Origin of the sequence: Pseudoalteromonas sp. S558 (genome assembly GCF_005886635.1) — a bacterium.
GTDB lineage: Bacteria > Pseudomonadota > Gammaproteobacteria > Enterobacterales > Alteromonadaceae > Pseudoalteromonas > Pseudoalteromonas aliena.
This window is the reverse complement of sequence record NZ_PNDU01000227.1, coordinates 1-2,767: the sequence shown is the minus strand read 5'-3', so window position 1 is coordinate 2,767 and position 2,767 is coordinate 1. Positions and strand designations below refer to the sequence as shown.

Annotated in this window: 2 protein-coding genes; both read right to left on the bottom strand. The window is 36.4% G+C overall.

Annotation, left to right across the window (positions count from 1 at the left end; translation table 11 throughout):
- Window positions 1-858: 858 nt before the first annotated feature.
- The gene (locus tag CWB66_RS15185; protein WP_138586017.1) at window positions 859-1,518 is read right to left on the bottom strand and encodes a hypothetical protein; all 660 of its coding nucleotides are present in this window, start codon (window positions 1,516-1,518) and stop codon (window positions 859-861) included.
- A gap of 12 nt (window positions 1,519-1,530) precedes the next feature.
- On the bottom strand, window positions 1,531-2,767 hold a 1,237-nt coding region (locus CWB66_RS22710; RefSeq protein WP_252371769.1), incomplete at its 5' end, for an RHS repeat-associated core domain-containing protein.

Genomic DNA, 2,767 nt, shown 5'->3' with positions numbered 1-2,767 from the left:
GACTACGTTAACGATCTTATAATTAGTATCAATCAAACTTACTTGTCGCTTTCTTGCAATTGCCATAAGACACCCTGCTCATTTCTCATACTAACAAAAACCTAGTACTTAGTTCGCCAAACTGCAAAAATTAGGGTGGGTGTCTAGTTTATTTCCCACTATTTAAAGTGGGTGCCTTTGTTACTTTATTTTCTCTAAATTCAACATAATGAAAGTAGATGTATGAAGTCAAGATTTGACCCCATTGGCTTGTTGCTTACAACATCCATGTTGTTAAAGAGCATATGTGTAATATAGATTTACAATGACTGCATTATATTGTTTTATTGCAACGTGTTACCAGTAAATCAACACCCATTATTTAAGTGGGTGTCTTTGTTATTTATCGTAACATACGCTTATCCTGTATGTACTTCACTTATAATGAAACAAAAAGCGCACGCTAACCAAAGTTAACCAGATAAAGACACTAGATTCAATCTCGTTTGGGTGAATATTTTTTAGGTCCCTTGGTACGAAGCTCATTAGGAGCATGGTGCATGATAACCATGAGACCATAGCTCGAATATATGTCAGTACCTTTGCTTTTTAGCAAGCTTGTGACGCATCATTACTGTGATATGAGATACATGATAATTAAATAAAGGCATCATTTTGATGTTTATACATTAGCTCGTCTTGACTTCAAGGGAGCGTCCATATATGTCTTGATTATCTGTTTTACAATGACTGTATTATATTATTTCGTTATTTTTTAGTATTATATTTTTTATTACAACATGTTATCGGTAAATTAACACCCACCTATTAGAGTGGGTGTCTTTGTTATTATTTGTTATTATTTGGTATTCGTTTTCATTATTGACTCGCTTTGCAGTATACAACTCCATTTGCGGAAAACTGACTATTTTCAGCCCAGTAAGAGTTACTGTTTTCACTTTTCCATAGCGAAAAAGCTGCATCGAGGCTTTTTGAATTTTCTAGGCCAATAAACGAGTTTAAAAAGTAGGCTGACACAGTTGCCCAACGTGTTTTTTCTAAAGACCAATCATAAAGTAATAAAACAGCATCATCATCAGGAAGTTCATCAATTAAATACTCTGAAATTGAACCATAAATATTAGAATGCAACTTATTTTCACCTGATTTAAAATTTATTTTTTCTGGTGAAACCTTAATAGATGAAATATTCTCTATAAAATCGATAGTCAAATAATCATTATCATGTTCTAAGAAAACACTGACATCTGATAAGTATTTTTTGACGATATCAACAAGCTCTCCATCAGATATTTTCTCCTTATTTATTATTCCAGACTTGATAGCTAAATATTTATTAAAAAGCATTTTTGAATTAGGAAATAAAGATAGAGCTTCAAATGCTTGTTCATTTGAAAGGTAATCAAAATAAAACTTACGATATATGCAGTCGTCATCCGATAAATCGACATCTCCCCACTCTGTATCAGGTAGGTTTTTTAACAATATATCTTCTAAACTTTTAATAGTTGTACTCATTAAATACTCTCTTTATTTTTCTACTATTATTTTCCACGTATCCTTTAAGCCATTAAGCTTCTCATCAAATTGCTCTAATGAGCTACTTTGATCTATGGCTTCCCCTAGCTGCTTATGGAATGTTGTCGAACCAGGGGCACTGACTTCTTTTGTTTCTGAGTCTAATATTCTATGACCACCTTGAGTTGAGGAACCCGGTATTGTCCATTTTAGCTTTTCGGTTGGTACAGAATAATCATTATGAACTTGTTCCACAGTAACCCCCCATTTTTTCCAGTGAGGTGCTTTAGAAACCATTAGATGTTCATGCATACCACCATCTCCTCTTAAACCATTTTCGATTTTACGCCTAATTTTTTTATCTTTCTTATATAGTAGATCCAATTCCTCAGGGCTAAGCGAATCAAACCAAGCATTAAATTCACCACTTTTATATGTAGGAATATCTTTAGCAGATAGATTGCCAATGTCAATTAATCTCACGCCTGAATTTCGACCATCAAGGTCTTGGGGCTTACCTAACCCCCGCCATTCACTAATACTACCATCGCCACCATTAGCAAGCCAAGTACGGTAGGCTATATCCTCTTGAACATCACTGGTCGACCACTCATCACCATCTACTCCCACTGCTTTATAATAAACCTCATCGCTATATTTGGAGTAGGTAGTTCCATCAGGCGCAGTCAGTTCCTCTAAAACTCCACCCGTTGATGGGCTATATGCTAGCAAGGATACTGTACCTACGGCCTTTGCTAACCAAGGTGCAACCGTCGCTAGCAGTGACCTTTCGGCAACATATAACGCATCATTAGCAGCTGTTTGAGTTGCTATTCGTACTACGTTAGTCGTCGTTTGATTCACTATTGGCTGAAAAGGAGCAACCTTAGCTACCGCTAAAGCTGCCAGCCCTTGCTTAATTTCTTTTGGTGTAAGATTACCTTCTTGAGCGGCTAAGTATAATTTATCCGAAAGTTTAGGGCTTATGCACCCGGTAGCAACATTTACAGCAAGCGCTTCTTTTAAGCTCTTTTCACCTTCTTCACACATTAACCCCATTGGATCAACCCAGTTAACCGGATTTGGCGCATATTGGTAATGGTTTATGCCACCCACTAATCCTATCGGATCTTGGTTTATAAAGCGCTGTTGTTTAGGGCTGTAGTAGCGATAGCGGTTGTAATGCAGGCCACTCTCTTCATCTAAATATTGTCCTTGTATAAGGAGTCGCAGATTGAAACACTCATGT

Excerpts from the sequence above, each read along its gene's own strand:
- CWB66_RS15185 (WP_138586017.1), bottom strand. The coding sequence starts at position 1,518 with ATGAGTACAACTATTAAAAGTTTAGAAGATATATTGTTAAAAAACCTA.